Origin of the sequence: Streptomyces sp. NPDC021020 (assembly GCF_044333285.1) — a bacterium.
GTDB lineage: Bacteria > Actinomycetota > Actinomycetes > Streptomycetales > Streptomycetaceae > Actinacidiphila.
On the sequence record NZ_JBIRQQ010000001.1, the window covers coordinates 105,704 to 132,545 of the forward strand.

Here is a 26,842-nt window from a genome sequence, read left to right on the forward strand (position 1 = left end):
TGCTGTCGCTGTGCCCGACTGCCCCTGCTGAGTAGGTTGCAGCCGCCGTCGCGGACGCTCGGAACAGTACGGACGCGATCTACGTCGAAGCCCTGGGGCCGGGGCCTTCGCCGGGCTTGACCGGGGCGGAGGGGAGCAGATCGTGCTCGTCCGCCCGCCACATCGCGGCGTCGTCCTTGCCGCGCCACGACACCGCCGACCGCCATGCCGGTTGGACGACGCCGTCGAGGAGCGCGGCGCTCTCGGCGCCGTTCCACCCCTGCTCGCGGGCCCGGCTGACGGGGCGTCGCTCGATGCGTACCCACGTGGCGCGGTCCGTCCGGGCGCCGATGGTGCGGCGCTTGCGCACCACGGTCTCCCGGTCCAGGCGGACCTGGAGAGCCCGCTCGACATGGTCGAGAACGTCGTCGGCCGGTTCCCGCCGCAGGTCGACCGCGGCGGCCGAGGACACCGAAAGCGCCATGAAAACGACCGTAGCACCCCCATTTGCCCGGCTGTTTGGGCAGCAGTTTGCGATCTTGAGTGCTGCAGAGGCTCACGAGAAATGACGTCGTCGTGCTGTGGTGCCACTGGAGTGCGGCAGAAGGGTCTGCCCCGTGATCACCGGTCGTTAGACTCCCGGCGTTCGGATGCTGTCGATGGGCTGGAAGGCCGAGCCGTGGACGACGATTTCTGGGTCGGCTGGCCGGAACGATGGGCCGGCACGGACTGCGACGTGCGGACGGCCGTGGGCGCGATCCCGCGGGAAGTCAAGGACCTGTTCAGGTATGACGAGGTCCCTTGGCGGCAGTTCCGGCACTTTTACGGCCCGGGGGAGGAGATCCCTGGACTGCTCGCCACGCTCGCGTCCGGGGACGCCAACGCAGCCGACAGGGCCTTGGAGCGGCTTTGGAACAATCTTCATCATCAAGGCGGCACCATCGCAGTGGGGGCACTGGCGGTGCCGTTCCTGCTCCGGGTCTCGGCGACTGGGCGCCCCGAGCTCCGTGCCCGGACCCTTCGCCTGGTCGCCGAGATCGGCCGGTGTCAGCACACGGGGAACGGAACGCGGGAAGGCTTCCTCCAGGTCGCTGAGGAGCCGTTGATGGTCGACGGCAGCACGATGTGCCCGGTGGACTGGACGATCCAGGCCGCCCGTCAGGCCGTCACAGACGACCTGCACCTTGTACTCCCGCTTCTCGCCAGCCCCGATCCCGAGGTCCGCTCCGAGACCGCGTACGTCCTGGCGGCGGCAACCGGCGAGCTTTCACACGTCTTCTCTGCTCTGCGGTCCAAGCTGGCGAGAGAAGACGATGCGGTGGTCCGGGTGAGCCTGATCCTGGCGATCGCCCAACTCGCCCGCGAACATTCAGATGAAGGCGCTCCCCGGTGGGCCCGGGATCTGTGGTCGGATCCCGGACGGCCGCCCGAGGTCCGCATCGGCGCAGGCCTGGCCTGGCTGTGCCTGGTCACCGACCCCGCCCCCGACGAGCTCCGCGCCCTCCTCGCAGACCCCGACATCCGTCAATACGACAACCTGCTCCAGCCGGTGCCGTGGCTCGCCTGGATCGACCCCACCGGCGGTGGGTTGCGCAGCTGCATCGACGAAATGCTTACGGCGAACTTCCCCGGAACACTGCTTGACGATCCTTGGGGTGGAGGACCAGCAAGTGGGACTGACCAACAGCCGGCGGCTTCGTGATGGCGAGTGACCTGAGCCTTTCCTGGAGGCTCAGCGGCACGGGCTGGGCCAACTGCACCATCGCCGACCACGAGCGCGAAGTAGACCTCACAGCGTCTTCCATCAGCGAGGCACCGGAAGACCTACTGAACGCCGTCAGCCGCGTGCTGACCGGCAGACCGAGATCCGAACGCAGTTCGACGCCGAATCCACTGCCTACCGGTGGGTCGACCAAGTCGCCGACACATATGGGGAGAGCGCGTATCGAGGAAGATGGGGTGAGCACTTTCCTCGTACTGAGCTGGAAGCCCTCAGACGTCTCTGGCGTGCGGCCCCTCCGGGAAATGATCACGACGAGTACGGGGCATGACAGGCACTGGCTCTGGAACCTCCAGTGAGCTCAGGCATTCGGCTTACCGCGGGTGGCGATGCACTCCGTCCAGTCGCGCCTGGCCGGGCGTCGGGGCTGCGGGGAGGCCGGCCTCGTGGCGGAGGCGCCAGAGGAGGACGTCGGTCAGGGAGTCGGCCCCTTGTGAGTTCGCGGTTGTCCACAGCCCTGTGGAGGAGAGCGACGGGCCGTGGCCAGCCTGGGCGGCTTCGGCGAGGGTGGCTGCCGAGGCGGGCCAATGGGCTGCCATCACGGCGGCCGTGATCAGGACGCTCACGAATATGGCCGTCGCCCCGTCGCCCCGTCGTCTTCGCCTTTGCCGAGGGCCGGGCCGGAAGGCGGGACGACGAGTTCGTCGCGTGCGTCACCAAGGGCTGCACCGGCATCCGACGGGGTGAACTCATGTGGCTGGAGACGCAGTTCATACGGCCCGGCTCCCTTCATGTCGAGTGGCAGCTCTAGAGCTGGGCGGGGGCGAGTTTCATCGGTGCCCGCCCGAGGACGACTCCTACCGAACCATTGACACTCCGGACTTCCTGACCGGGCTGCTCACGCGGCACATCTCCGCCATGCGGCCCGAGCCCTGCGCCTGCCACGGGCTGCGGTATGCCTTCAACGGCTACTCCGCCGCCACCGGCTCCTACCCGGCCCGGTCCCCCTACGACGCCCACCCCATCCCCCTTATCGCCGAGCCCTGGCCCGGCATCCCCGCCCGGGGGAGGGGCGCCGCCAACCGGGCCCAGGCCTGTTGGGTGCCCATCGCCCCGGGACTGACGCCGCACGGCCTCCGGCACACCCACCGGAAGATCATGGAGGAGGCCGGCACCCTGCCCAAGCTCATGGACGAGCGGCTCGGGCACGAGGACGGATCCGTCCGGATACGCCGCGCGATGAGCCCCGGCTCCCCGGTCGGGGCGCTCGACGCGCTCCTGAGATCGGGAGAAAGGTCCCTCGGAAACGCCGTGAGGGGCGGTCCCCGAATCGGAAGACCGCCCCTCACCTGCAGTTTCACCACTCGGGTTGGCGGGATTTGAACCCACGGCCTCTTCGTCCCAAACCCTCTCGGCAGCTTCGGGACGTCGGCCCACGGGCCTCGCTGCCGAACTTCGCTCGGTCATCCAGTCCAGAGTCATCCGCAGTAGTCCAGCACAGGACGTGGTGCGTGGCTCCCCAAGTGGCTCCCCATCGCTGGCGTTTGTAGCAGCAGTCATGTCGGTGGGTTGATCTGTTTGTATGACTCGATGGCCGAAGCGCTGCGATACTGAGTCGCTGTGACGACAGCTGGCGAGCGGGAGTTGTTCCACTTCACGCACATCCGCAACCTGCGTGACATCCTCACCCAAGGCTGCATGGTCTCGGACTTGACCATGCAGGCGCGAGGTGGCGTGCCTGTTGAATGTGGCGATAGGGACATCAAGAAGGAGCGACGCTCTCGACTGGTCACGGTGCCCCCTGGAGGGGTGGTAGCCGACTACGTGCCCTTCTACTTCGCCCCAAGATCACCGATGATGTACAAGATCAACTGCGGTAAGGTCCTTACCTACAGTGATGGGCAGCCGCCTCTCGTTTACCTCACCACCACAGTGGGGGAGGTTGTGACAGCTCAGCGACCGTATGCGTTCAGTGACGGCAACTGCGCGAACACAATTACCCATCACTTCAACGAGCTCGAACGTATGGCGCAGGTCATTGACTGGCGCGTCATCGCAGCACGATATTGGTCCAACACGACGGACGATGGCGACCGGAAGCGCCGGCGCATGGCTGAGTTCCTGGTGCATGACCACCTCCCCATGTCCGCGATCACGGGGATCAGCACGTACGACCGTCAACATGCTGACAGGGTCGGAAGACTACTGGGTGAAGTTGGCTGGGTGCTGCCCGTCACCGTCAGACGTGACTGGTACTACTAGCCACGGGTATACAGGGGTGAGAGGCCGATGAGAGGAGAGATCGATGATCACCCGCGGTACAGGCAATCTTCTTCTCGCTGAGGTCGACGCGCTGGTGAACACGGTGAATACCGTTGGCATCATGGGCAAGGGAATTGCCCTCCAGTTCAAGCGCGCTTTCCCTGAGAACTTCGATGCTTACAAAGCATCCTGCGAGCGCGGGGAAGTTCGCGTGGGGGCCATGCATGTGCATGAGATGCAGCAGGCCGGAGGACCCCGATTCATTATCAACTTCCCCACGAAGAGGCATTGGCGGTCATCGTCAAAACTGGCGGATATCGCAGCAGGATTGATTGCACTGAGAGATGAAATCATCCAGCGTGACATCACATCAATTGCGGTCCCTCCCTTGGGGTGCGGCAATGGAGGGTTGAGCTGGAGTGATGTAGAGCCGCTCATTGAGCAGACGTTGGGCAGTGTTCCTGGTGCCGAGGTTCGCGTTTGGGCGCCGGAAGGAGCGCCAACTCCATCCGCAATGCTAACGCGAACCGAAAGGCCCGCAATGAATCGCGAGCGGGCAACGTTCATAGCTACCCTTGATCGCTACATAAATCGCAGTGTGTCGAGGGGGTTGGCTTTCCAATCGCGGGTGTCGTTGCTTGAAGCGCATAAGGTTGCGTATTTCCTGCAGAAGCTAGGGTTGCCCCTTGGATTGACATTTGCCAAAGGGCCTTATGGGCCTTATTCGCAACGATTGGATACTGCCGTTTCAGGCATGGAGGGCCACTTCATCACTGGGTTCGGTGACGGGACTAGCGGTGCCCAAGCAGTCCTTGAGCTGGACAAAGAGGCAGTCCTTGAGGCTCAGGACTACCTCACGCCCTCGCCGACGTATGCGAAAGTGGGGCTGATCTTTGATGAGCTCACCGCAGGCTTCGAAGATCCCTTCGGCATGGAACTGCTAAGCACCGTGCTCTTTGCGGCGCAAGAGCTAGTGGAACCTCCCGTTTCAATCGACGCTGTGGCTGACTACATTCAGTCCTGGAGTCCACGGAAGCAACGGCTTTTCACGCGTCAGCATATCGAAACGGCCTGGGAGCGGCTGGTGGAATCCGGCATGATGGATGTCAGCGGCATCGATTGCCGTCAAAATTCATCGCACTCGGCGTTGAAATAGAGCCCTGGACCCCCGATGTGGTAAATCGACAACGCGTACAAGCTGAAAGCCGCGGTTGACATAGTAGGAATGCAACTCGGTGTTGCTTTTCCAGGCGTCGAGGCGGAGCCACATCTTCCCTGTCTCGGCTGCCAGTCGGGATGCCCAGTCGAGCAGGCGATCTCCTACCCCTGTCCCGCATAATCCCGTGCGACTGCCATTCGATGGACATAAAGTGCATTCGCGGGTTGGCCGGCAACGGTCGGCCGCCGTGAACGCCTCGCCGGCCCCGCTCTTCCGGGCGGTATCCGGAATGAACGCTGGCCGTCCCACGATCCTCTTCGACGAGATCGACACCGTCTTCGGGCCGAAGGCCGGGGACAATGAGGAACTGCGTGGTCTCATCAACGCCGGTCGCCGCCGTATTGGGGTGTCTTACCAGTGCGTGGGCGACGGCGGACAGCAGACCGTACAGGAATTCCCGGTCTACGCCGCCGTGGCCGTCGCGGGACTCGGGTGGCTGCCTGACACGATCCTGCACCGGTCGGTCATCATCCGGATGCGGCGCCGGGCCCCCAACGAGCACGTGGAACCCTTCCGGAGTCGTATTCACGAACCGGAGGGACGCGCGCTGCGCGACCGCCTCGTGAAGTGGGCGGACTTCGTACACGACCGCGTCACGGGCGCCTTCCCCGAGATGCCGGAAGGGGCCACCGACCGGCCGGCGGACGTGTGGGAACCCCTGCTCGCCGTCGCCGTCGCCGTCGCCGTCGCCGACGCCGCCGGTGGGGACTGGCCGCGGCGGGCCCGGGAGGCATGCGCCGCGCTGGTCGCCGCGGCGGCTGCCGGCGACAAGGCATCGTTGGGAATCGGGCTGCTCACCGACCTGCGCGACACCGTGTTCTGCGGGGCCGACCGGATGCCCACCGCCCAGATCCTCGCCACGCTCAACGCCATGGACGAAGCGCCGTGGGCCGACATGGGCGGCAAGCCTCTGGACTCCCGGGCAGTTGGCCAAGCGGCTGGGGGAGTACGTCACCGCCGACAACCAGCCCGTCAAGGCCCGGAACATGCGCGTCGGCGAGGGAGTGTCCAAGGGCTACTACGCGGCGGATCTCGCCGACGCATGGGCCCGCTACTGCCCCCCTGCGCGGAAGTCCGCTACATCCGCCACGGACGACCTTCCCGAAGTGTTGACCAGCGGAGACGACGTAGCGGACGTGGCGGCCGGTAGCCGCTACGACGCCGCTACACACGCCGGTTCCGCTACACCCACGCTGCCGCTGTAGCGCATCCGTCCGCTACAACCCATCCCGCCGCTACACCGAAAGGTGCCCTGACCTGCGGCGTAGCAGCGGTAGCGGCTGTAGCGAACTTGGAGGGGGGAGGGGCCGCCTCCCCCCTCCCGAACGACCGACACCAGCGCGAAGGAGAACCAGTGACCACCGCCGTCACCGACGCTGTTCCGACCACCGTTGCGCGGCGTCTGCACTGCGTGGAAGCGGCTGCCGAACTCGTCGGCGTGGGCCGTTCCACCGCCTACGAGGAGATCCGGTTGGGGCGGCTGCGGACGGTCCGCGTGGGCCGTCGCCGCCTGATCCCGACCGAGTACATCGACCTGCTCAAGGCCGAAGCCGCCGCCGCCGCCTGACCACAACCGACTTCGCAGACGAAGGGCCGCGCTCGCACAGAGCGCGGCCCTTCCGTCGAAAGGCCCGACGCTGCATGACAACCGAACCCAAAAGCTCCCGCAAAGCGGGAAACGGCGCCGACTCGATCTACTGGGACGCATCCAAGAACAGGTACGTAGGGGCCGCCTCTCTCGGCTTCACCCCGTCCGGCAAGCGCCGGCGCGTGAAGGTCCGGGGGAAGACGAAGACCGAAGTACGCGTCAAGCTCCGGGAGCTCAAGAAGGAAGTGGAGACGGGCGTCAAGACGCCCGCCAACTACACGGTGGCCGACGCCGTGAACGACTGGATCGGCCGCGGCCTCAAAGGGCGCGACGAGAAGACGGTCAACAAGTGCCGGAGCCTCGCCGACAACCACGTCATCCCCTTCCTGGGCAAGGCCAAGCTCAAGGACCTGACGGCGGACGACGTGGACGACTGGTTGGACGACCGAGCCGACGCGCTCGCCACACGTTCTCTGCGAGAGGTCTACTCGGTGCTTCGCCGGTCCATCACCCACGCGCAGCGCAGAGACAAGGTGCTGCGTAACGTTGCCGACCTGGTCACCGTGCCGGAGGGACGGCCGGGTCGGCCGAGCAAAGCCCTGACGCTGGACCAGGCGAAAGCCGTCCTTGCCGCGGCACAGGGGACCAGGCTGTACGCCTACGTCGTCCTGTCCCTGCTCATCGGCATTCGCACGGAGGAAGCCCGGCCGCTCACCTGGGACCACGTCCACCTGTCGCCACCGGAAGGCACGATGCCGCACGTCGAGGTCTGGCGGTCGGTGCGCCGGCACGGGGACACCAAGACCCGGGAGAGCCGTCGCTGGCATTGCCTCGGCAGGTGGTGAGGGGGCTGGAGCAGCACCAGACCTGGCAGAAGCAGCAACGGGCGTGGGCAGGGCTGGAGTGGTCCACGTCGGGCCTGGTCTTCGCCACCAGGATGGCGAACGCGCTCGATGCCTCCCACGTCCGCCGCGACTTCAAACCATCGTGGTCAAGGCCAGGCTCACCCGCGACTGGACCCCACGGGAGATCCGGCACAGCTTCGTGTCCCTGCTCTCCGACCACGGCATCCCGCTGGACGTGATCGCCCGTGTCGTAGGTCACAGCAGCACTGCCACCACGGAGGCCGTCTACCGGAAGCAGCTCCGGCCGGTGATCACCGAGGGCGCTGGCGCGATGGACGAGATCTTCGCCGTGGGCGGGGGAGAGGCGGACGGCGAGCCCGGCTGACCGGCGGGCGGTGGCTCCCCTGGGGAAAAGAAGCGAGGTCAGGATCTACATTCTTGCTGTAGATGTAGATCCTGACCTCGCGTTTCACCAGTCGGGGTGGCGGGATTTGAACCCACGGCCTCTTCGTCCCGAACGAAGCGCGCTACCAAGCTGCGCCACACCCCGGTGCAACGGGGTTAACTTTAGCGGACGCGGGGCTGAGGGCGAAATCCGGTTTCGGGGGTGGGGGTCAGGGTCAGGAGGGTGGCTTCGGGGGGGCAGGCGAAGCGGAGGGGGGTGTAGCGGTTGGTGCCGCAGCCTGCGGAGACGTGGAGGTAGGAGGTGGAGCCGGTTGCGGTGTGGGTGGAGAGGCCCTTCACGCGGTCGGTGTCGAGGTCGCAGTTGGTGACCAGGGCGCCGTAGAAGGGGATGCAGAGCTGGCCGCCGTGGGTGTGGCCGGCCAGGATGAGGGGGTAGCGGTCGGCCGTGAAGGCGTCCAGGACGCGCAGGTAGGGGGCGTGGACCAGGGCCAGGGTGAAGTCGTCGGCCGGGTCGGGGCCGCCGGCCACCGCGGAGTAGCGGTCGCGCTTGATGTGCGGGTCGTCCAGGCCGGTCAGGCCCAGCACGGGGCCGTTCTCGAGCTTCACCTGGCCGCGGCTGTTGCTCAGGCCCACCCAGCCGGCCGCGTCGAAGGCGTCGCGCAGGTCGCCCCAGGGGTTGCGGATCGCGCCGTGCGCGCTGTGGCTCTTGCCGTTCAGGCCGTGCTGGCCGCGGGCCTTCTCGACCAGGTAGCGCCCGGGGTTGCGGAACTTCGGGCCGTAGTAGTCGTTCGACCCGAAGACGTACGTACCCGGGAAGCGCATCAGCGGGCCCAGCGCGTCCAGCACCTCCGGCACGGCCGTCGGGTCCGACAGGTTGTCGCCGGTGTTCACCACCAGGTCCGGGCGCAGGCCCGCGAGGGACTGGAGCCAGCGGGCCTTCTTGCGCTGGCCGGACACCATGTGGATGTCGGAGAGCTGGAGGACGCGGATCGGCCGCATCCCCCGCGGCAGCACCGGCACCTCGACCCGGCGCAGCCGGTAGGACCTCGCCTCGAAACCCGCCGCATAGGCCAGGCAGGCCGCGCCTGCCGCCGTCACACCCAGGGGTACTCCGTATCGCGCGCGCATGACCCCATCGTGTCAGAGTCGCCGTGAGTCTTAATACGGGGCGGTGCCCGCCGCGGAGTGCGAAAATCGACGGCATGACCACGACCCTCAAGCAGCGGCTCAAGGACGACCTCACCTCGGCGATCAAGGGCCGTGACGAGCTGCGCTCCGCGACCCTCCGGCTCACCCTCACCGCCATCACCAAGGAGGAGGTCGCGGGCACCACCGCCCGCGAGCTCTCCGACGACGAGGTCCTGACGGTGATCGGCCGCGAGGCGAAGAAGCGGCGGGAGGCCGCGGAGGCGTTCGAGCAGGGCGGCCGCGCGGAGTCCGCGCAGCGCGAGCGGGAGGAGGGCGAGGTCCTCGCCACGTATCTGCCGCAGCAGCTCACGGACGAGGAGATCGCCGCCATCGTGCGGGACTCCATTGCCGAGTCCGGCGCGCAGGGGCCGAAGGAGATGGGGGCCGTCATGAAGCTCGTCAACCCGAAGGTCGCCAAGCGCGCGGAGGGCGGCCGCGTCGCCGCCGAGGTCAAGCGCCAGCTCGCCGGCTGAGCGAGCCGCGGGGTAAGCCGCGGGGTGAGCCGCGGGCCCGGCCCCGGGGCCGTCCGCGCGGGGTCCCGCGGTGAGCCGTGAGGCCCGCCCCGCCGCAGCCCCTCCACCCTCCGCTCCGTACACGCGTAAGGGGCGCCCCCCAATGGAGGGCGCCCCTTACCTATGGGCGCCTACGGCTCACCCACCCGCGCTACGGGCCGTTTCCGCCGCGGCCGTTTCCGCCGCCGCCCTTGTTGTCGCCCCCGCCGCCGCCGCCGTTGAACGGCGGGAAGCTGAAGTCCGGAGGAGTCGGCACGCCGCCGTTGTTCGGGGGCTGCTGGCCCTGGTCCTGGCCCTGGCCGGGGTCGTTGTTGCGGGGGGCCGAGCCGGGCAGGGGCACGGTCACGAAGTGCTCGTTGTCCGTGCCGTCCAGGACACCGGCCATCGCGTCCTTCCAGATCGGCGCGGGGCCCGTCGCGCCCTCGACCTTGTCGAAGGTCACCGGGCCGATCTTGACCGGGATACCGCCGTGGCCGTTGACGCCGCCGTTGTCCTTGGCACCCGCGAACATCGACAGGCGCTTGCCGTTCTTGCCCTTGTTGAAGGGGTCGCCGAGCCAGACCGCGGAGGCGAGCGAGGGGGTGTAGCCGGCGAACCAGGCGTCCTTGCGGTCGTCGGTCGTACCGGTCTTGCCGGCCGTGTCGCGGCCGGGCAGGTCGGCCGCCCGACCCGTACCGTCGTCGACGACGCCCTTGAGCATGCTGTTGATGGTGTCCGCGGTGTTCTGCGACATCGCGCGGCTGCACAGGCTCTTCGGCACCGGCATCGCCTTGCCGTTCGGGCCCTTCACCGCCTTGATCACGATCGGGGTGCAGTAGACGCCCCGGTTGGCGAAGGCGGCGTACGCCGAGGCGACGGCCAGCGGCGAGACCTCGTTGGTGCCCAGGGTGACCGACGCGCCCTCACGCATCTTCGTGCCGTCGGCGCGGACGATGCCCAGCTTGCCGGCCATGGTGAGGACCGGGCACAGGCCGACGTCGGCCTCCAGCGCCACGAAGTAGGTGTTGATCGAGTGCTTGAGCGCGTCGGGCATCGAGTACGGCCCGAACTCGCTCGTCATCTCGTTCTGCGTGCCCTCGTCGGCCCCGGCGTGGATGGTCTCGCCCGAGCAGGTCGTGACGTCGGGGTAGCGGTCCATGTGGTAGGGCGACGGGTATGTCTGGTCGGGCTTGAAACCGGCTTCCAGGGCCGCCGCGGCGGTTATCGGCTTGAAGGTCGAGCCCTGCTGGAAGCCGCCGCTGCTGCCCATGACCTTGTCGACCGACAGGTTGATCTGGGTCTGGTTCTTGCCGACGCCGTACGGCTTGCTCTGGCCCATGGCGATGACCTCGCCGGTGCCGGGGCGCACCATCGTGTCGGCGGCGACGAAGTTGTCCCCCTGGTACACGTGCTCGCTGATCCCCTTGAGCAGCGACTTCTGCGCCTTGGGGTCGAGCGTCGTGGTGATCGTCAGACCGCCGGTGTCCCACGCCTTCTTCCGGTCGGCCTTGGTCTTGCCGAAGGCGGCGTTCGTCAGGAACGTGTTGCGCACGTAGTCGCAGAAGAAGCCGGCGCCGTTGACGGCGGTGATGCAGCCGTTCTTCGACGGCTTGTACTTCAGGCCGAGCGGCTGCTTCTGCGCGGCGGCCGCCTGCGCCGGGGTGATGTCCTTGAGCTGGGCCATCCGCATGAGCACCGTGTTGCGCCGGGTGAGGGCGGCCTTGGGGCTGGTGACCGGGTCGTAGACGCTGGGCGACTGCACCATGCCGGCCAGCATCGCGGCCTGGGCCAGGGTGAGCTTGCTCGCGGAGGTGCTGAAGTAGCGCTGCGAGGCGGCCTCGATGCCGTAGGCCTGCTCGCCGAAGAAGGTGATGTTGAGGTAGTTCTCCAGGATCTTCTTCTTGCCGAGCTCCTTCTCGACCTGGATCGCGTACTTCATCTCCTTGATCTTGCGGCCGATCGTCTGCTGGGTGGCCTGGGCGACCTTGTCCGGGTCGTCGCCGGCCTCCTCCACGAAGACGTTCTTGACGTACTGCTGGGTCAGCGTGGACGCGCCCTGTGTGCCGCCGTCGGAGGCGTTGTTGCTGAGGGCGCGCAGGATGCCCTTCAGGTCGAGGGCGCCGTGCTCGTAGAAGCGCGCGTCCTCGATGTCGACGATGGCGTTCAGGATGTTCGGGCTCATCGCGGTGATCGGGACGACCGTGCGGTCACGCGAGTAGACGGTGGCGATGAGGCCGCCGTTGCGGTCGAGGATCTTGGACGCCTGGCTGAGCGGCGGCGCCTTCAGCTCTCCGGGCAGGTCGTCGAAGCCGCTCGCCGTGCCCTTGGCGGACAGGCCTATCGCGCCGACCGCGGGCAGTGCGATGCCCGCCAGGACGGCGCCGGCCAGAACACTGACGCCGAGGAACTTGGCGGCCTGCTGGGCCGTGGTCAGCCCCCCGCCCGAACGCTTGTGAGCCATGAAGGCAGCCTACGTGGCGAATCCCCGGACGTACGCCCAGGTGTTCGCCTAGTCTGTAACAGACAGGGTGCGAACGTCGGCGTACCCGTGTCCAGAGTCTGCCTTCCGTCCTCACTCTTGTGGGTGATGAGAGGTACCCGAATTCCGTCATATGCCGCTGGGCACCGCAAAACGTCGTCCTCCCGGCGGAGGACACCTGCCGATGTGCTGCCAAGTCATCCTGTATGACCGGAACACGCCCGCGGATCACTCCGTTGGGTGATCTGCCGCGCACACATAGTCCATTCGGGCCATGCAAGATTGGGCCTGAAAGGGCTGTTGCGCCGCGCCTACCTTCCGTAACGTCCTCATCTGGCAGCGGTGAATATGCCGCGTGCCGCCGTGGGGGAGCCTCGAATTCGGGAGAGGACGGCGCCAGCATGAGCAGCTGGGTTACCGACTGGAGCACGCAGGCGGCTTGCAGGACGACGGACCCGGACGAACTCTTCGTCCAGGGCGCGGCGCAGAACCGGGCCAAGGCGGTGTGCACCGGATGCCCGGTACGCACCGAGTGCCTCGCCGACGCGCTCGACAACCGGGTCGAGTTCGGGGTGTGGGGGGGCATGACCGAGCGCGAGCGCCGGGCACTGCTACGCCGCCGCCCGACCGTCACGTCCTGGCGCAGACTGCTGGAGACCGCGCGGACCGAGTACGAGCGCAGCACCGGCCTGCTGCCGCTCGGCGACGAGGACGACTACGCCGCGGCGGGCTGACCTCCCGCCTTCACGTCCTCACGCCTTCACGTCCTCGCGAGCCGGAGCAGCACCGGGCCGCGTACCGCTATGCCGCGCCCCGCTACGCCGCGCCCCGCTACGCCGCGGCCGGGCCCTCCGCGAGCTCCTGTCCGATCGCCCGCAGGCCCTCCAGGTCGTGCACATCGCCCGGCAGGGCGGTGACCTCCACCATCGGCACCTCCGGATGGACGGACACGAAGCGGTCGCGGGTGCGTCGTTCACGCGCGACCACCTGCATGCGTTCGGCATGGAGGCGCAGCAGACCCGCAGCGAGTCGTTCCGTACCCGTTGTTGTGGCGGCGTCGCCTGCGCCATCGGTTGTGCCGGCCGTACCGGCGTCGTCCGGTCGGTCCTGCCGGGAATCAGCATGCCCGGCCCCGTGATCCACAATGCGGCCGTCCGGATTTTTTTCGGTGAGAGCCACGTCACGCTCCCCCGCGTCCGAGCCCGCCGCGCTGCCCTCCGCTGCCGAGTCCTCCGCCGCCGCGTCCTCCAGCTCCTCGGCCGCCGCCAGCGCCCGCTCCGCCGTCAGCTGGGCCGCGCCGCTGCCGTGCACCCGGTTGAGGACGAGCCCGGCGAGCGGCATGTCCTCGTCGGCGAGCCGCTCCACGAAATACGCCGCCTCGCGCAGCGCGTCCCGCTCGGGCGCCGCGACGACGAGGAAGGCCGTGCCGGGCGCCTGGAGCAGCCGGTACGTGGCGTCCGCGCGGGTGCGGAAGCCGCCGAACATGGTGTCCATCGCGGCCACGAAGGTCTGGATGTCGCGCAGCAGATTCGCGCCCATGACCTTGTTGAGGGTGCCGGTCATCATCGACATCCCGATGTTCAGGAACTTCACCCCGGCCCGGCCGCCGACCTTCGCGGGCGCCATCAGCAGTTTGATGAAGCGGCCGTCGAGGAAGGAGCCGAGCCGTTTGGGCGCGTCCAGGAAGTCCAGCGCGCTGCGGCTCGGCGGGGTGTCGACGATGATCAGGTCCCAGGCGTCCTGCGCGCGCAACTGGCCCAGCTTCTCCATCGCCATGTACTCCTGCGTACCGGCGAATCCGGCCGACAGCGACTGGTAGAACGGGTTCTCCAGGATGGCCCGGGCGCGCTCCGGATCGGAGTGCTGGACCACGACCTCGTCGAACGTCCGTTTCATGTCCAGCATCATCGCGTGCAGCGAGCCGCCGGCCGACCGATCGATTCCGGCCACCTCACGCGGTGTGTTGTCCAGCTCGGTCAGCCCCATGGACTGCGCGAGCCGCCGCGCCGGGTCGATGGTCAGCACCACCGCCGTACGGCCGCGCTCGGCGGCCCGCACGCCCAGCGCCGCGGCGGTCGTGGTCTTGCCGACGCCGCCGGAGCCGCAGCACACCACGATCCGGGTCCTCGGGTCGTCGAGCAGCGGGTCGATCTCCAGCTCGGGGCTCTCCAGGCTCATGTCACCACTCGCTTCACGCGTCGTCGTCCTCGGCCGTGGCGGTGCCGTCCGGGCCGTCCGGTACGCCGTCGTACACGTCGTCCGCTCCGTCACCGGACACGCCCGGCACGCCGGGCACCGCCTGCTTGCGCAGGCTGTCGGCCAGCCGGTAGAGGCCGCCGAGGTCGACGCCGTCGCCCAGCAGCTCCAGCTCGCGCACCGGCAGGCCCAGCGCGGCGATCTCGGCGCGCTGCTCGCGCTCCAGCACCACCCGCTGGGCGTGCTCGTGGGCCTGCGCGAGCAGCGGGTCGACCAGCCGCTCGGCCACCCCGCCGCGCCGCGCCCCGCCCAGGCCCGCCTGGGACAGGGCCTTGGCCACCGCGGTACGCCGCTTGCCCGCGGCCACCGAGCCGCTGTCCGCGGCTGCCTTGGCGATGTCGCCGTCGGCCAGCAGCACCGGCCGCACCATGTTGACGATCACCGCGCCGACCGGCAGCCCGGCGGCGCGCAGCTCGGCGACGCCGTCCATGGTCTCCTGGACCGGCATCTCCTCCAGCAGGGTGACCAGGTGGATCGCGGTCTGCGGGGATTTCAGCACCCGCATCACCGACTGCGCCTGGTTGTATATCGGGCCCATCCGCGCGAGCCCCGCGACCTCGTCGTTGACGTTCAGGAAGCGGGTGATGCGGCCGGTCGGCGGGGCGTCCAGCACCACGGCGTCGTAGACCGGCCAGCCCGCCTTGTCCTTGCGCCGCACCGCCTCGCACACCTTGCCGGTCAGCAGGACGTCCCGGATGCCGGGGGCGACGGTGGTGGCGAAGTCGATCGCGCCGAGCTTGCGCAGGGCGCGGCCCGCGCGGCCCAGCTTGTAGAACATGTCCAGGTAGTCGAGCATCGCCAGCTCGGCGTCGATGGCCAGCGCGTTGACCTCGCCGCCGCCGGACGCCGACGCGATCCTGCGCTCCTCGTACGGCAGCGCCTCCGTCTCGAAGAGCTGCGCGATGCCCTGCCGCTCCTCGACCTCCACCAGCAGCACCCGGCGGCCCTCCGCCGCGAGGGCGAGCGCCAGCGCGGCGGCGACCGTGGTCTTACCCGTGCCGCCCTTGCCCGTCACGATGTGGAGCCTGACGGCGGATGACTGTTGAGCGCTCACCTGGCGAGCCTAATTCCTTCCCCGCGGCAGGGTGGTGCTGGGTGAGATGCTCGTGGCTGTTTCGCGTGCGACGGACGTCACGTTTCCGGGGCTCCGCCCCTGCCCCGGCGCCCGACCCGGCGGCGGGCGAGGCGATAAAGTCGCGGCATGGCGAAGAAGTGGGAATACGCGACCGTGCCGCTGCTCGTGCACGCGACGAAGCAGATCCTCGACACCTGGGGCGAGGACGGCTGGGAACTGGTCCAGGTCGTGCCCGGCCCCAACAACCCCGAGCAGCTCGTGGCCTACCTCAAGCGGGAGAAGGACGCGTGAGCGGCGCCGTCGCCACCCGGCTCGCCGAGCTGGGCCTGACGCTGCCCGAGGTCGTCCCGCCACTCGCGTCGTACCAGCCGGCCGTACGGTCCGGGAGCTACGTGTACACGTCGGGCCAGCTGCCCATGGTGGAGGGCAAGCTGCCCGCCACCGGCAAGGTCGGGGCCGAGGTCACGCCCGAGCAGGCGAAGGAGCTGGCGCGGGCGTGCGCGCTCAACGCTCTCGCGGCGGTCAAGTCGGTCGTCGGCGACCTCGACCGCATCGCGCGGGTCGTCAAGGTCGTGGGCTTTGTCGCGTCCGCTCCCGACTTCACGGGGCAGCCGGCTGTCGTCAACGGGGCGAGCGAGCTTCTCGGGGAGGTCCTCGGGGAGAAGGGCGTGCACGCGCGCAGCGCCGTCGGGGTGGCCGTCCTCCCGCTGGACGCGCCGGTCGAGGTCGAGATCCAGGTCGAGCTCATTCCCTGACGGGGTCTTTTGCGTGAGGGGCTCGCCCTTACGCAGGGCGGTGCTCATCAGGGGCGCGGGGAACTGCGCGCTCAGCCCCCACCGGGGCGCGGGTCGCCACCGGCCCGAAGGGGCAATTCGGTTCGTTCCGGACCACCGGCGGGTGGGTGGTTGCTCGCGCAGTTCCCCGCGCCCCTGGTGCGTGCCCGGCGCCGCAGGCGCAGCGCAGCCTCATGAGGGTGACCCTCGTGCAACGCGCCGTCGCCACGTAGAGTCCGGCTCATGACGGTGACGAGCGGCGCGGCGGGCCAGCCGCCGGGGTGGCCCGAGCGGGTGCGGGCCCTCGCACGGGGGGAGCTAGCCCCCGTGCCACCGCGCTGCGCGGCCACCGTGCTGCTGCTCAGGGACGACGCGCACGGCGGGCCCCCCGCCGTGCACCTGCTGCGGCGGCGGACGTCGATGGCCTTCGCGGGCGGCATGTACGCCTTCCCCGGCGGCGGCGTGGACCCGCGCGACGAGCGCCCGGTGCGCTGGGCCGGGCCCGGCCTCGCGGAGTGGTCCGCGCTGCTCGGCGTGGAGCCGGCCGCGGCGCAGGCGGTCGTGTGCGCGGCGGTGCGCGAGACGTTCGAGGAGTCCGGCGTGCTGCTCGCCGGCCCGGCGGACGGTACGGGCCTGGTCGAGGACACCACCGGCGCCGACTGGGAGGCCGACCGCACCGCCCTGGTCGCCCACGACGTGTCCTTCGCCGAGGTCCTGGACCGCCGCGGCCTGGCCCTGCGCAGCGACCTGCTGCGGCCGTGCGCCCGCTGGGTCACCCCGGAGTTCGAGGAGCGGCGGTACGACACCTGGTTCTTCCTCGCCGCCCTCCCCGCGGGCCAGCGCACGCGGGACGTGTCCGGGGAGGCGGACCGTACGGTGTGGCTCACGGCCCCCGACGCGGTCGCCGCGTTCGACCGGGGCGAGCTGACGATGCTGCCGCCGACGATCACGATGCTGCGCGACCTGCTGCCGTACGGCCGTGCGGCGGACGCGCTCGCCGGGGCGGGGGAGCGGGACCTCGCCCCGGTCATGGCGACGGCCACCGTGGACGCGGCGGGCACGGTGCTGCTGAGCTGGCCCGACCACGTACAGACCGGCCACGCGCAGACCGGCCACGCGCAGCCCGGCCACGCGCAGCCCGGCCACGTACAGCCCGGCCTCATACGGGGACAGGCGGCGGACCGGTGAGCGCGGGCACCGCCCCGGGGGCGCCGCACGCGGCTGTCGGCGGGTGGGCGACGCCCCGCGCGCTGTGCGTGCTCGCCCCGAACCCCTCGCCGATGACGCTGGACGGCACCAACACCTGGATCCTCGCCGAGCCGGACTCCGACCTGGCCGTCGTCGTCGATCCCGGCCCGCTCGACGAGGGCCATCTGGCCGCGGTCGTCGCGGCCGCCGAGCGGGCGGGCAAGCGCGTCGCGCTGACGCTGCTCACGCACGGCCATCCGGACCACGCCGAGGGCGCCGCCCGCTTCGCCGAGCTGACCGGCACCGCGGTGCGGGCGCTGGACCCGGCGCTGCGGCTGGGCGACGAGGGCTTGGCCGCGGGCGACACGGTGACGACCGGCGGGCTGGAGCTGCGGGTCGTCGCGACTCCCGGGCACACCTCGGACTCGCTGTCCTTCCTGCTGCCCGCCGACGCCGCCGTGCTCACCGGCGACACCGTGCTGGGCCGCGGCACGACGATGGTGGCGTATCCCGACGGGCGGCTCGGCGACTACCTGGACTCGCTGCGCCGCCTCCAGGCGCTCACGGTCGCGGGCGAGGCGGACACCGTGCTGCCGGGCCACGGCCCGGTGCTGGGCGACGCGCGCGGCGCGGTCGAGTTCTACCTCGCGCACCGCGCCCACCGGCTCGCCCAGGTCGAGACCGCCGTGGAGGCGGGCCTGCGCACGCCCGGGGACGTCGTCGCGCACGTCTACGCCGACGTCGACCCGCAACTGTGGCCGGCGGCCGAGCTGTCGGTGCGCGCCCAACTGGACTATCTGCGAGAGCACGGACTGATCGAGCTGCCATGAACACCCTGAACCCGACCGACGTCTTCACCCCGCACGAGCCCGGCTTCGCCGCCGACCCCTACCCGGCCTACCAGGAGCTGCGCGCGGCCGGCCGCGCGCTGTGGTTCGAGCCGACCCGGCAGTGGCTGATCCCGCACCACGACGACGTCAGCGCCCTGCTGCGCGACCGCCGGCTGGGCCGTACGTATCTGCACCGCTACGGCCACGAGGACTTCGGCCGCACCCCGCCGCCGCCCGAGCTGGAGCCCTTCACCGTCCTCAACGACAACGGGCTGCTGGACCTGGAGGCGCCCGCGCACACCCGGATCCGGCGGCTCGTCGCGAAGGCCTTCACCCCGCGCCGGGTGGAGGAGCTGGCGCCGGTCGTGCAGCGGCTCGCGGACGAGCTGGTCGGCGCGCTGCACGCGGAGGGCGGCGGCGATCTGCACGCGGCTGTGGCCGAGCCGCTGCCGGTGGCGGTCATCGCGGAGATGCTGGGCATACCGGCCGCCGACCGCCCGCTGCTGCGGCCCTGGTCGGCGGGCATGACGGCGATGTACGAGCTGAACCCCGGCCCGGACGCGGCCCGCGCGGCGGTGACGGCGAGCGAGGAGTTCTCCGCCTACCTGCGCGAACTGATCGCCGCCCGCCGCACCGACCCCGGCGACGACCTGATCAGCGCGCTCATCGCGGTGCACGACGACGGCGACGTGCTGAGCGAGCAGGAGATGGTCTCCACCTGCGCGCTGCTGCTCAACGCCGGGCACGAGGCGACCGTCAACACCACCGCGCTGGGCTGGCTGCACCTCTTCCGCCACCCCGACCAGCTGCGGCTGATGGCGGAGGCCGCGGCCGCGCCCTCGCCGGACGCGCTCGCGGACGGCGTCGAGGAGGTCCTGCGCTACGACACCCCGCTCCAGCTCTTCGAGCGGTGGGTGCTGGACGACATCGAGATCGGCGGCACGGTGATCCCGCGCGGCTCCGAGGTGGCCCTGCTGTTCGGCTCGGCCAACCGCGACCCGGCCCGCTTCGACGACCCCGAGCGCTTCGACGTCACCCGCCCGGCGGCCGGCAACAAGCACGTGAGCTTCGGCGCCGGCATCCACTACTGCCTGGGCGCCCCGCTGGCCCGCCTGGAGCTGACCGCCTCCTTCGGCGCCTTCCTGCGCGACGCCCCCGGGATGCGGCTCGCGGCCGAGCCGTCGTGGCGGCCCAACTACGTCATCCGCGGGGTGAGCGAGCTGCTCGTCACCTGGTGAGGCGGGCCGGCTGGGTGGGTTCCGTCAGCCCGTGAGGTCGCGGCGGCCCAGCCCCGGCGCCTCAGCCCGTCAGATCCCGGCGCCGCAGTCCCGCCAGGCCCGCGCCGACCGCCGCCGCGGCCGCGAGCAGCAGCCAGGCGTACGGGGCCGCGCCCGGATGGCCGCCGGGCAGGTCGGGCAGATGGGTGAACGGCGACAGGTCCGTCACCGCCTGCGGCAGCCGCAGCACCGGCCCGAACTGCCCGAGCAGCACGCACCCGGCCAGCAGCCCCCACACCGCGGCCGCCGCGCGCGGCAGCAGCCCGAAGAGCGCCAGGCCCAGCCCCGCGAGCACCCACACCGCGGGCGCCTGCGCGACGGCCGCGCCCGCCAGCCGCGGCAGCTGCCCGCCGACGTCGTGCACGCTCAGCCCGTACGCGAGGCCGGTCGCCGCGCCCGCGGCGGCCAGCAGCGCCACCGGGCCGAGCAGCGCGTGCAGCAGATGGCCCGCCGCCCAGCGCAGCCTGCCCACGGGGTGGGCGAGCAGCGCCTCGGCGCCGCCGGCGGTCTCCTCGGCGCGCAGCCGCAGCAGGCTCTGCACGGCGTAGGCCCCGGCCGCGATGCCGTACACGCCGACGACCGTGGCGAGGAAGGCGTCGGTCAGGCCGCTGTGCCCGCCCATGCGCCGGAGGATGTCGTCGACCTGGTGGTTGTCGCCCACGACGGCGCCGACGGAGTCGGTGACCGAGCCGTAGACGGCCCCGGCGACGACCAGGCCCGCGCCCCAGCCGAGCAGGCTGCCGCGCTGGAGCCGCCAGGCGAGCGCGAGCGGCCCGCGCAATTTCCCCGCCGCCCGGCCCGGCCGCCCCGGCAGCAGGCTCGCCCCGGTGTCGCGCCGCTCCACCACGGCGTACGCGAGCGCGCAGCACCCGGCGGCGAAGGCGGCGGGCAGCGCGAGCACCCACCAGGACTCCCCGGCGTAGGGGTGCAGATGCTCCAGCCAGCCCAGCGGGGAGGCCCACACCAGCGGCGAGGAGGCGTCCGGGCGCGCCGCGTCCCCCGCGGCCCGCAGCAGGAAGGCGGCCCCCAGCAGCGCGCCGCCCAGGCCCCGGGCGGCGCGGGCGCTCGCGGTGAGCTGGGCGACGACGGCGGCGACGCCCGCGAAGGCGAGCCCCGCGGCGGCCAGTTGCAGGCCCAGCGCGACCGAGCCCGCCAGGCCCTGGCCGAGTACGGTCAGCCCGGCGGCGACGGCCACGGCGACGCCGGTGTTCGCGGCCAGCGCCGCGGACAGGGCGGCGGTCAGCGGCGCGCGCCGGTCGACCATGGTGGAGCCGAGCATCTCCTGACGGCCGGTCTCCTCCTCCTCGCGGGTGTGCCGGACCACCAGCAGGACGCTCATCAGCGCGGTCAGCGCCGCGCCGATGACGCCGAGCCGCCACGCGGTCAGGGCGCCGACGCTGTGCGCGTCGTAGACGGGGCCGTAGAAGGCGCGCAGGGGGCCGCTGGCGTTGGTGCTGCGGGCGAAGTCGGTGCGTTCGGCCTGGTCGGCGTAGAGGGAGCGGTAGGAGGCGCAGCTGCCGGCGACGGTGGCGGCCATGGCGTAGACCCAGCCGGGGATCATGATCCGGTCGCGGCGCAGCGCCAGCCGGGTCAGCGTCGCGGTGCCCGCGGGGGCGAGGGCGCTCACCGGGCGCCGCCGGGGGCGGCGAGCGGGGCCGGCCGCTCGTCCGCGGGGGTGTCCGCCGTCGTGTAGTGCCGCAGGAACAGCTCCTCCAGGGTGGGCGGGCGGCTGGTCAGGGCGCGCACTCCGCAGTCGGCGAGGGTGCGCAGCAGGTCGGCCAGCCGGTCGTTGTCGGCGGTGAGCGTGACGCGGGAGCCGTCGACGGCCGCGTCGTGCACGCCGGGCAGGGCGGTGAGGCCGGCGGGGACGCGGTCCAGCTCGGCCGCCACCGTCGTACGGGTGAGGTGGCGCAGCTCGGCCAGGGCGCCGGACTCCACCGTGCGGCCCGCGCGGATGATGCTGACCCGGTCGCACAGCGCCTCGACCTCGCCGAGGATGTGGCTGGACAGCAGTACGGTGGCGCCGCGGTCGCGGGCCTCGCGTACGCAGTCGCGGAAGACCTCCTCCATCAGCGGATCCAGGCCCGACGTCGGCTCGTCGAGGATCAGCAGCTCGGCGTCCGAGGCGAAGGCGGCGACCAGGGCGACCTTCTGCCGGTTGCCCTTCGAATACGCCCCGCCCTTCGTCGTCGGGTCCAGCTCGAAGCGCTCCAGCAGCTCGTTCCTGCGGGCGGCGGTGGCGCCGCCGCCGAGCCTGCCGAAGAGGTCGATGATCTCGCCGCCGCTGAGGTTGCGCCACAAGGTGACGTCCCCCGGCACGTACGCGAGGCGGCGGTGCAGCGGGACGGCCTCCCGCCACGGATCGCCGCCCAGCAGGCGGGCGGTGCCGCCGTCGGCGCGGATGAGGCCCAGCAGGACGCGGATGGTGGTCGACTTGCCCGCCCCGTTGGGCCCGAGGAAGCCGTGCACCTCCCCGGTGGAGACGGACAGGTCGAGCCCGTCGAGTGCGCGTGTGCGGCCGAACGTCTTGACCAGCCCGGCCACGTGAATTGCCCGGTTCATGCTTCTGAATCTACGCGATCTTCAGAAATTTGTGAAGTTCACGAAAGGGTTAAACTTTCGTAGCAGAGCCCGAGCGGGAGGCGGACGGTGCAGCAGGAACCAGTACGGACTTTTGACGGCGCGCAGGACGCGGCGGTGTCCCAGGGGGAGGAGGCGGCGGGCGGCGGCGGGCTGGAGCCGGACGCCGCGGCCTTCGTGGAGCGCTTCGCCGGGCAGCTCGCCGACGCCGGGATGCCGCGCATGCCCGCCCGTATCTTCGCCGCCCTGCTGGCCTCGCCGGACGGCGCGCTCAGCTCCGCCGAGCTGTCCGACCGGCTGCTGGTGAGCCCGGCGGCGGTGTCCGGCGCGGTGCGCTACCTCGCGCAGACCGGGCTGATCGGCCGCGAGCGGCACCCCGGCTCGCGGCGCGAGCTCTACCGGTTGCACAGCGACCAGTGGTTCGAGACCTTCACCAGCCGCGAGCAGATGCTCGGCCGCTGGGAGACGACCCTGCGCTCGGGCGTCCACAGCCTCGGCGAGGACAGCCCGGCCGGGCGGCGGCTCGCCGAGACCGCCGACTTCTTCGTCTTCCTGCAGCGCGAACTCGTCGCCCTGCTGGACCGCTGGCACGAGCAGCACGGCCGGCGCGAGGAGGCCTGACGCCCCCTCCCGTCCTCAGTGCCGCGGCACCGTCAGCCGCCACGCCGCCGGTTCGACCGTCCAGGTGCGGGTGCGGACGGGGCCGGTCACGGCGGAGTCGGCCCGGTAGCGGAAGTCGCGGCCCGAGACGGTGACGGTGCGCGCCCGCGCCCGTACCGGCCCCGCACCGCCCTCCGGGCGGCGTACGCAGACCTCGGCGAGACCGGCGGGCGCCGGGCGGACGGACACCTCCTGCACCGGCTGGTCCAGATCGGCCAGCAGTACACCGTCGGCCTCGACGCGCAGCCGCTGGCGCGGCGGGTGGTGGCCGCCGGCGGGTATCGGCGCGGTCAGGGTGCGGACGAGCTGACGCGCGGTCTTCTCGACGGGCGTCCACCAATGCGCGGTGGTCTGCGGGAGCGGCGCGCCGCACGGGATGCTGAGGGCGCCCAGGACGATGCCGCCGCTCTCGTCGACCAGCAGGTCGAGCTCGCGGTGGGCGCCGTCCAGCACCGCGCGGGCCGCGGCCGGGACGTCCCCGGGCACGCCGAGGCCGCGGGCGAGCGCCGAGCGCTGGCCGATCGGCACCAGGCCGAGCGGTGCCTCGTGCAGCGTGCGGTCGCGGTGCAGGGCCCGTACCGTACGCAGCAGGGCCAGGTCGTCACCGAGCAGGACGGGGCGGCGCCGGCCGCGGTGGGCGAGGGCGCGCTCGGCCTCCTCGTCGGACTCCGGGAAGACGATCTTCACCGACCCGGCCCCCGCGCACAGGACATCCTTCGCAATTCGGACGGACTCGCCATCGGCCGCCCGCGCCGCCGGATCGATGACCAGCAGCAGGTCCGACCTCCGGACGGAGTCCGGCGGGGGGTGCCCAGGAGGGTGAGCCGACACCTTGGTCCTTCCTCAGGTAAAATCTCGGTGCAAGAGCCCCTTGCGCCGTTGCGTCAGGGGCTTCGTCTATTCCGGGGCAGGTTTCGACGGCTCTGCACGTTGGACATGCCCCGCCCGGAAGGGGTGTACGCCTGTGCCCGCACTTGTGCTGCTCGGTGCTCAGTGGGGTGACGAGGGCAAGGGGAAGGCCACCGACCTGCTCGGCGGCTCCGTCGACTACGTCGTCCGCTACCAGGGCGGCAACAACGCAGGACACACCGTCGTCGTCGGCGACCAGAAATACGCACTGCATCTCCTCCCCTCCGGCATCCTCTCGCCCGGGTGCACCCCGGTGATCGGCAACGGGGTCGTCGTCGACCCGGCTGTCCTGCTCTCCGAGCTGAGCGGGCTCAACGAGCGCGGTGTCGACACCTCCAAACTGCTGATCAGCGGTAACGCCCATCTGATCACGCCCTATCACCAGACCATCGACAAGGTGACGGAGCGCTTCCTGGGCACGCGCAAGATCGGCACCACCGGGCGCGGCATCGGCCCGGCGTACGCGGACAAGATCAACCGCGTCGGCATCCGGGTGCAGGACCTGTTCGACGAATCGATCCTTCAGCAGAAGGTCGACGCGGCGCTCCAGGACAAGAACCAGATCCTGGTGAAGATCTTCAACCGGCGCGCGATCAGCACCGACCAGGTCGTCGAGGAATACCTCGGCTACGCCGAGCTGCTCAAGGGCTACGTCGCGGACACCGCGCTGATCCTCAACCAGGCGCTCGACGAGGGCAAGGTCGTGCTCATGGAGGGCGGCCAGGGCACGCTCCTCGACGTCGACCACGGCACTTACCCCTTCGTCACCTCGTCCAACCCGACGTCCGGCGGCGCCTGCACCGGCAGCGGTGTGGGCCCGACGAAGATCACCCGGGTCATCGGCATCCTCAAGGCGTACACAACGCGTGTGGGCTCGGGACCGTTCCCCACCGAGCTGTTCGACGAGGACGGCGAGCGGCTGCGCACGGTGGGCCACGAATTCGGCGTCACCACCGGACGCAACCGGCGCTGCGGCTGGTTCGACGCGGTGATCGCGCGCTACGCCACCCGCGTCAACGGCCTGACCGACTTCTTCCTCACCAAGCTGGACATCCTCACCGGCTGGGAGCAGATCCCGGTCTGCGTCGCCTACGAGATCGACGGCCGCCGGGTGGAGGAGCTGCCCTACAGCCAGACCGACTTCCACCACGCCAAGCCGGTCTACGAGTACCTGCCGGGCTGGTCGGAGGACATCACCAAGGCGAAGACCTTCGCCGACCTGCCCAAGAACGCGCAAGGGTACGTCAAGGCGCTGGAGGAGATGTCCGGCGCGCCGATCTCCGCCATCGGCGTCGGCCCCGGCCGGACCGAGACGATCGAGATCAACTCGTTCCTGTGACGCGCTCCTGACGCCTGCTCCGGTAAGCCCCGCCCACCTGGTGAGCGGGGCTTACCGCTGCCCGCGGGCCGTTACGTGTTCTACGTGTCCGGCTGCTTCTCGTAGACCGGCGGCTGCTTCTCGCGTGCGACACCGAGGCGCTTGAGGTGCGTGGCGTCGACCAGGACGAGGGTCGTCGCGCTGCCGGGGGAGCAGGAGGCGGCGGGCTTGCCGGACACCAGGAACGACGGGCTCAGCCGCGTCGGCGTGCCCGCGTCCGTCACCGTCATCAGCCACTGGCACTGGTAGAGGGTGTGGGTGCCGTCCGTACGGTCGCCGTTGAGGGTCACCGTGCCGTCCGGGCCGACGACCAGCGTGCGGGAGTCCGTCACGCCGCCCGAGGCGCCGTAGGACGTCTCCCAGGTGCCGACCAGGTCCGCGGGCGCCGCGACGGGCGGGGGCGGGCCGTCCGTCGGCGTCGGGGGCGCGTCCTGCGACGCGCTCGGCGTGGCAATAGGCGCCGACGTGGCAATAGGCGCCGCGGAAGAGGTCCCGGCGGTCGCCCGCGGGGAGCCGCCCCCCGTGTCGTGCCCGCTCTCCTTGACCAGGACGTACGCCGTGCCGCCGCCCGCGACCACCGCGAGCAGGGCCAGCGCCGCCACCAGCGCGCCGCGGCTGCCGCGCCGCCGTACGGGCGCGGGCGGCGGGACCCGCACCGCGGTCGGTACGGGCGCCTGCGGCGGCTCCGCGGGCCGCGGGTCCCGCGGCGGCGGGGTCTGCGCGGAACCGGCGCCGCCCGTCGTCGTCGTGGCGCCCTGGTCCGCCGCCCCGGACTCCGCCTCGGCCTCCAGCTCCAGCAACTGGACGGCGTGCCGCCCGAGCTGCGCGACGATCGCGCCCGGCAGCCACGGCTCGGCCCTTCCCGCGTCGGCCTCCTGCGCCGCCGCACCGCCCCGTATGCCGTCGATCAGGCGCAAAACCTCCGTGAGGGAGGGGCGGCCCGCCGGGTCCTTCGTCAGGCAGGCGGCGACCAGGCCGCGCAGGCCCTCCGGGACGGCGTCCAGGTCCGGCGGCTCCTGCACGATGCGGAACATCTGGGCGTGCACCCCGCTGCTCGCCGCCCCGAAGGGCTGGAGCCCGGTCGCCGCGTAGGCCAGGACCGAGCCGAGGCAGAAGACGTCGCAGGCCGGGGTGACGCGGTCGCCGCGCACCTGCTCGGGCGACATGAAGGCGGGGGAGCCGACCATGGCGCCGGTGTGGGTGATCGAGCCGCTGCCGTCGGCCACCGTCTCCAGGGCGCGGGCTATGCCGAAGTCGATGACCCGGGGGCCGTCGATCGTGATCATCACGTTGGACGGCTTGAGGTCGCGGTGCACCAGACCCGCGGTGTGGATGTCGGTCAGCGCGTGCGCGAGCCCCGCGGCGAGGACCGCGACCGAGCGCTCCGGCAGCGGCCCGTAGTCCTTGACAACCTGCTGGAGCGAGGGACCCGGCACATAGCCGGTGGCCACCCACGGGATCTCCGCCTCGGTGTCGGCGTCCAGCACCGGCGCAGTCCACTTCCCGCCGACCCGCAGCGCCGCCCGCACCTCGCGGCGGAAACGGCCGCGGAATTCCTCCTGCGCGGCCAATTCCGCCCGCACGAGCTTCACCGCGACCGTACGGCCGCGCTCCGAACGCGCGAGGAAGACCCGGCCCATGCCGCCGGTGCCCAGCCTGCCGAGCAGCCGGTAGGCCCCGATCCGCTGCGGATCCTCCGGTCTCAGCTGGTCGACCATGCGTGACTCCCCCGTCTCCGCG

General features: G+C 71.0%; 23 protein-coding genes, 1 tRNA gene and 3 pseudogenes. 17 read left to right on the forward strand and 10 right to left on the reverse strand.

The window, feature by feature from the left end:
- Positions 1–118: 118 nt before the first annotated feature.
- A pseudogene (locus ACH4SL_RS00430) lies at positions 119–463 on the reverse strand (hypothetical protein); the annotation flags it as partial.
- 195 nt (positions 464–658) lie between these two features.
- Between ACH4SL_RS00430 and ACH4SL_RS00435 the strand changes: the two are divergent.
- The 8 genes and pseudogenes from ACH4SL_RS00435 (at position 659) to ACH4SL_RS00470 (ending at position 7,998) form a co-directional block, all read left to right on the forward strand.
- Positions 659–1,681: a hypothetical protein gene (locus ACH4SL_RS00435; protein WP_398441051.1), complete on the forward strand. Its 1,023-nt coding sequence runs from the start codon at positions 659–661 to the stop codon at positions 1,679–1,681.
- 706 nt (positions 1,682–2,387) lie between these two features.
- Positions 2,388–3,082 (forward strand): annotated as a pseudogene (locus ACH4SL_RS00440) (hypothetical protein); the annotation flags it as partial.
- A 237-nt stretch (positions 3,083–3,319) separates the two neighbouring features.
- On the forward strand, positions 3,320–3,961 hold the full coding sequence (locus tag ACH4SL_RS00445) for a DUF4433 domain-containing protein (protein ID WP_398441053.1): 642 nt from the start codon (positions 3,320–3,322) through the stop codon (positions 3,959–3,961).
- Positions 3,962–4,004: 43 nt separating this feature from the next.
- Complete coding sequence (locus ACH4SL_RS00450; protein WP_398441054.1) at positions 4,005–5,117, forward strand: macro domain-containing protein; 1,113 nt, start codon at positions 4,005–4,007, stop codon at positions 5,115–5,117.
- 244 nt (positions 5,118–5,361) lie between these two features.
- Positions 5,362–6,385: pseudogene (locus tag ACH4SL_RS00455) on the forward strand (DUF3631 domain-containing protein); the annotation flags it as partial.
- A 149-nt stretch (positions 6,386–6,534) separates the two neighbouring features.
- On the forward strand, positions 6,535–6,747 hold the full coding sequence (locus ACH4SL_RS00460; RefSeq protein WP_398441055.1) for an excisionase family DNA-binding protein: 213 nt from the start codon (positions 6,535–6,537) through the stop codon (positions 6,745–6,747).
- Positions 6,748–6,821: 74 nt separating this feature from the next.
- Entirely contained in the window at positions 6,822–7,613 is a 792-nt protein-coding gene (locus ACH4SL_RS00465; protein WP_398441056.1) for a hypothetical protein, read from the forward strand.
- A gap of 142 nt (positions 7,614–7,755) precedes the next feature.
- Positions 7,756–7,998 carry a tyrosine-type recombinase/integrase gene (locus ACH4SL_RS00470; protein WP_398441057.1) on the forward strand — a complete coding sequence of 81 codons (243 nt, stop codon included), beginning with the start codon at positions 7,756–7,758 and terminating at the stop codon, positions 7,996–7,998.
- A gap of 91 nt (positions 7,999–8,089) precedes the next feature.
- Here the strand turns inward: ACH4SL_RS00470 and ACH4SL_RS00475 are convergent.
- Both ACH4SL_RS00475 and ACH4SL_RS00480 read right to left on the reverse strand, forming a co-directional pair.
- Positions 8,090–8,163 (reverse strand) — tRNA-Pro (locus tag ACH4SL_RS00475).
- Between the two features lie 17 nt (positions 8,164–8,180).
- Positions 8,181–9,146 (reverse strand): metallophosphoesterase, encoded by a 966-nt coding sequence (locus ACH4SL_RS00480; protein ID WP_398441058.1) that lies wholly within the window; start codon positions 9,144–9,146, stop codon positions 8,181–8,183.
- A 74-nt stretch (positions 9,147–9,220) separates the two neighbouring features.
- Between ACH4SL_RS00480 and ACH4SL_RS00485 the strand changes: the two genes are divergently transcribed.
- The gene (locus ACH4SL_RS00485) at positions 9,221–9,679 is read left to right on the forward strand and encodes a GatB/YqeY domain-containing protein (RefSeq protein WP_398441060.1); all 459 of its coding nucleotides are present in this window, start codon (positions 9,221–9,223) and stop codon (positions 9,677–9,679) included.
- A gap of 190 nt (positions 9,680–9,869) precedes the next feature.
- Here the strand turns inward: ACH4SL_RS00485 and ACH4SL_RS00490 are convergent, their stop codons facing one another.
- On the reverse strand, positions 9,870–12,158 hold the full coding sequence (locus ACH4SL_RS00490) for a transglycosylase domain-containing protein (RefSeq protein WP_398441061.1): 2,289 nt from the start codon (positions 12,156–12,158) through the stop codon (positions 9,870–9,872).
- Positions 12,159–12,577: 419 nt separating this feature from the next.
- On the opposite strand from ACH4SL_RS00490, the gene ACH4SL_RS00495 reads away from it, so the two are divergent.
- A complete protein-coding gene (locus tag ACH4SL_RS00495; protein ID WP_398175842.1) occupies positions 12,578–12,910 on the forward strand; it encodes a WhiB family transcriptional regulator in 333 nt (110 codons plus the stop codon).
- Between the two features lie 97 nt (positions 12,911–13,007).
- Here ACH4SL_RS00495 and ACH4SL_RS00500 read toward each other — a convergent pair whose 3' ends face one another.
- Together ACH4SL_RS00500 and ACH4SL_RS00505 are read right to left on the reverse strand one after the other, a co-directional pair.
- A complete protein-coding gene (locus ACH4SL_RS00500; protein ID WP_398441062.1) occupies positions 13,008–14,354 on the reverse strand; it encodes an ArsA family ATPase in 1,347 nt (448 codons plus the stop codon).
- A gap of 13 nt (positions 14,355–14,367) precedes the next feature.
- Positions 14,368–15,486 (reverse strand): ArsA-related P-loop ATPase, encoded by a 1,119-nt coding sequence (locus ACH4SL_RS00505; protein WP_398441063.1) that lies wholly within the window; start codon positions 15,484–15,486, stop codon positions 14,368–14,370.
- A gap of 147 nt (positions 15,487–15,633) precedes the next feature.
- Here ACH4SL_RS00505 and ACH4SL_RS00510 point away from each other — a divergent pair, with 147 nt between their 5' ends.
- The 5 genes from ACH4SL_RS00510 (at position 15,634) to ACH4SL_RS00530 (ending at position 19,536) form a co-directional block, all read left to right on the forward strand.
- The gene (locus ACH4SL_RS00510) at positions 15,634–15,798 is read left to right on the forward strand and encodes a DUF4177 domain-containing protein (protein WP_086020382.1); all 165 of its coding nucleotides are present in this window, start codon (positions 15,634–15,636) and stop codon (positions 15,796–15,798) included.
- Positions 15,795–16,262: a RidA family protein gene (locus ACH4SL_RS00515; protein WP_398441064.1), complete on the forward strand. Its 468-nt coding sequence runs from the start codon at positions 15,795–15,797 to the stop codon at positions 16,260–16,262. The genes ACH4SL_RS00510 and ACH4SL_RS00515 overlap by 4 nt, the downstream gene beginning before the upstream one ends.
- A 261-nt stretch (positions 16,263–16,523) precedes the next feature.
- Complete coding sequence (locus ACH4SL_RS00520) at positions 16,524–17,468, forward strand: NUDIX hydrolase (protein ID WP_398441065.1); 945 nt, start codon at positions 16,524–16,526, stop codon at positions 17,466–17,468.
- The gene (locus ACH4SL_RS00525; RefSeq protein ID WP_398441066.1) at positions 17,465–18,298 is read left to right on the forward strand and encodes an MBL fold metallo-hydrolase; all 834 of its coding nucleotides are present in this window, start codon (positions 17,465–17,467) and stop codon (positions 18,296–18,298) included. The genes ACH4SL_RS00520 and ACH4SL_RS00525 overlap by 4 nt, the downstream gene beginning before the upstream one ends.
- Positions 18,295–19,536 (forward strand): cytochrome P450, encoded by a 1,242-nt coding sequence (locus ACH4SL_RS00530; RefSeq protein WP_398441068.1) that lies wholly within the window; start codon positions 18,295–18,297, stop codon positions 19,534–19,536. The genes ACH4SL_RS00525 and ACH4SL_RS00530 overlap by 4 nt, the downstream gene beginning before the upstream one ends.
- Before the next feature lie 61 nt (positions 19,537–19,597).
- Here ACH4SL_RS00530 and ACH4SL_RS00535 read toward each other — a convergent pair whose 3' ends face one another.
- Complete coding sequence (locus tag ACH4SL_RS00535) at positions 19,598–21,136, reverse strand: ABC transporter permease (RefSeq protein ID WP_398441865.1); 1,539 nt, start codon at positions 21,134–21,136, stop codon at positions 19,598–19,600.
- Positions 21,137–21,198: 62 nt separating this feature from the next.
- Entirely contained in the window at positions 21,199–22,137 is a 939-nt protein-coding gene (locus tag ACH4SL_RS00540; protein WP_398441069.1) for an ATP-binding cassette domain-containing protein, read from the reverse strand.
- Between the two features lie 135 nt (positions 22,138–22,272).
- Here ACH4SL_RS00540 and ACH4SL_RS00545 point away from each other — a divergent pair, with 135 nt between their 5' ends.
- A complete protein-coding gene (locus ACH4SL_RS00545) occupies positions 22,273–22,776 on the forward strand; it encodes a GbsR/MarR family transcriptional regulator (RefSeq protein WP_398441866.1) in 504 nt (167 codons plus the stop codon).
- Between the two features lie 15 nt (positions 22,777–22,791).
- Here the strand turns inward: ACH4SL_RS00545 and ACH4SL_RS00550 are convergent, their stop codons facing one another.
- A complete protein-coding gene (locus tag ACH4SL_RS00550) occupies positions 22,792–23,586 on the reverse strand; it encodes a diacylglycerol kinase (RefSeq protein WP_398441867.1) in 795 nt (264 codons plus the stop codon).
- 193 nt (positions 23,587–23,779) lie between these two features.
- Between ACH4SL_RS00550 and ACH4SL_RS00555 the strand changes: the two genes are divergently transcribed.
- Entirely contained in the window at positions 23,780–25,063 is a 1,284-nt protein-coding gene (locus ACH4SL_RS00555) for an adenylosuccinate synthase (RefSeq protein WP_398441070.1), read from the forward strand.
- A gap of 80 nt (positions 25,064–25,143) precedes the next feature.
- On the opposite strand, the gene ACH4SL_RS00560 is transcribed toward ACH4SL_RS00555, so the two are convergent.
- Positions 25,144–26,820: a protein kinase gene (locus ACH4SL_RS00560; protein WP_398441071.1), complete on the reverse strand. Its 1,677-nt coding sequence runs from the start codon at positions 26,818–26,820 to the stop codon at positions 25,144–25,146.
- Positions 26,821–26,842: the final 22 nt, after the last annotated feature.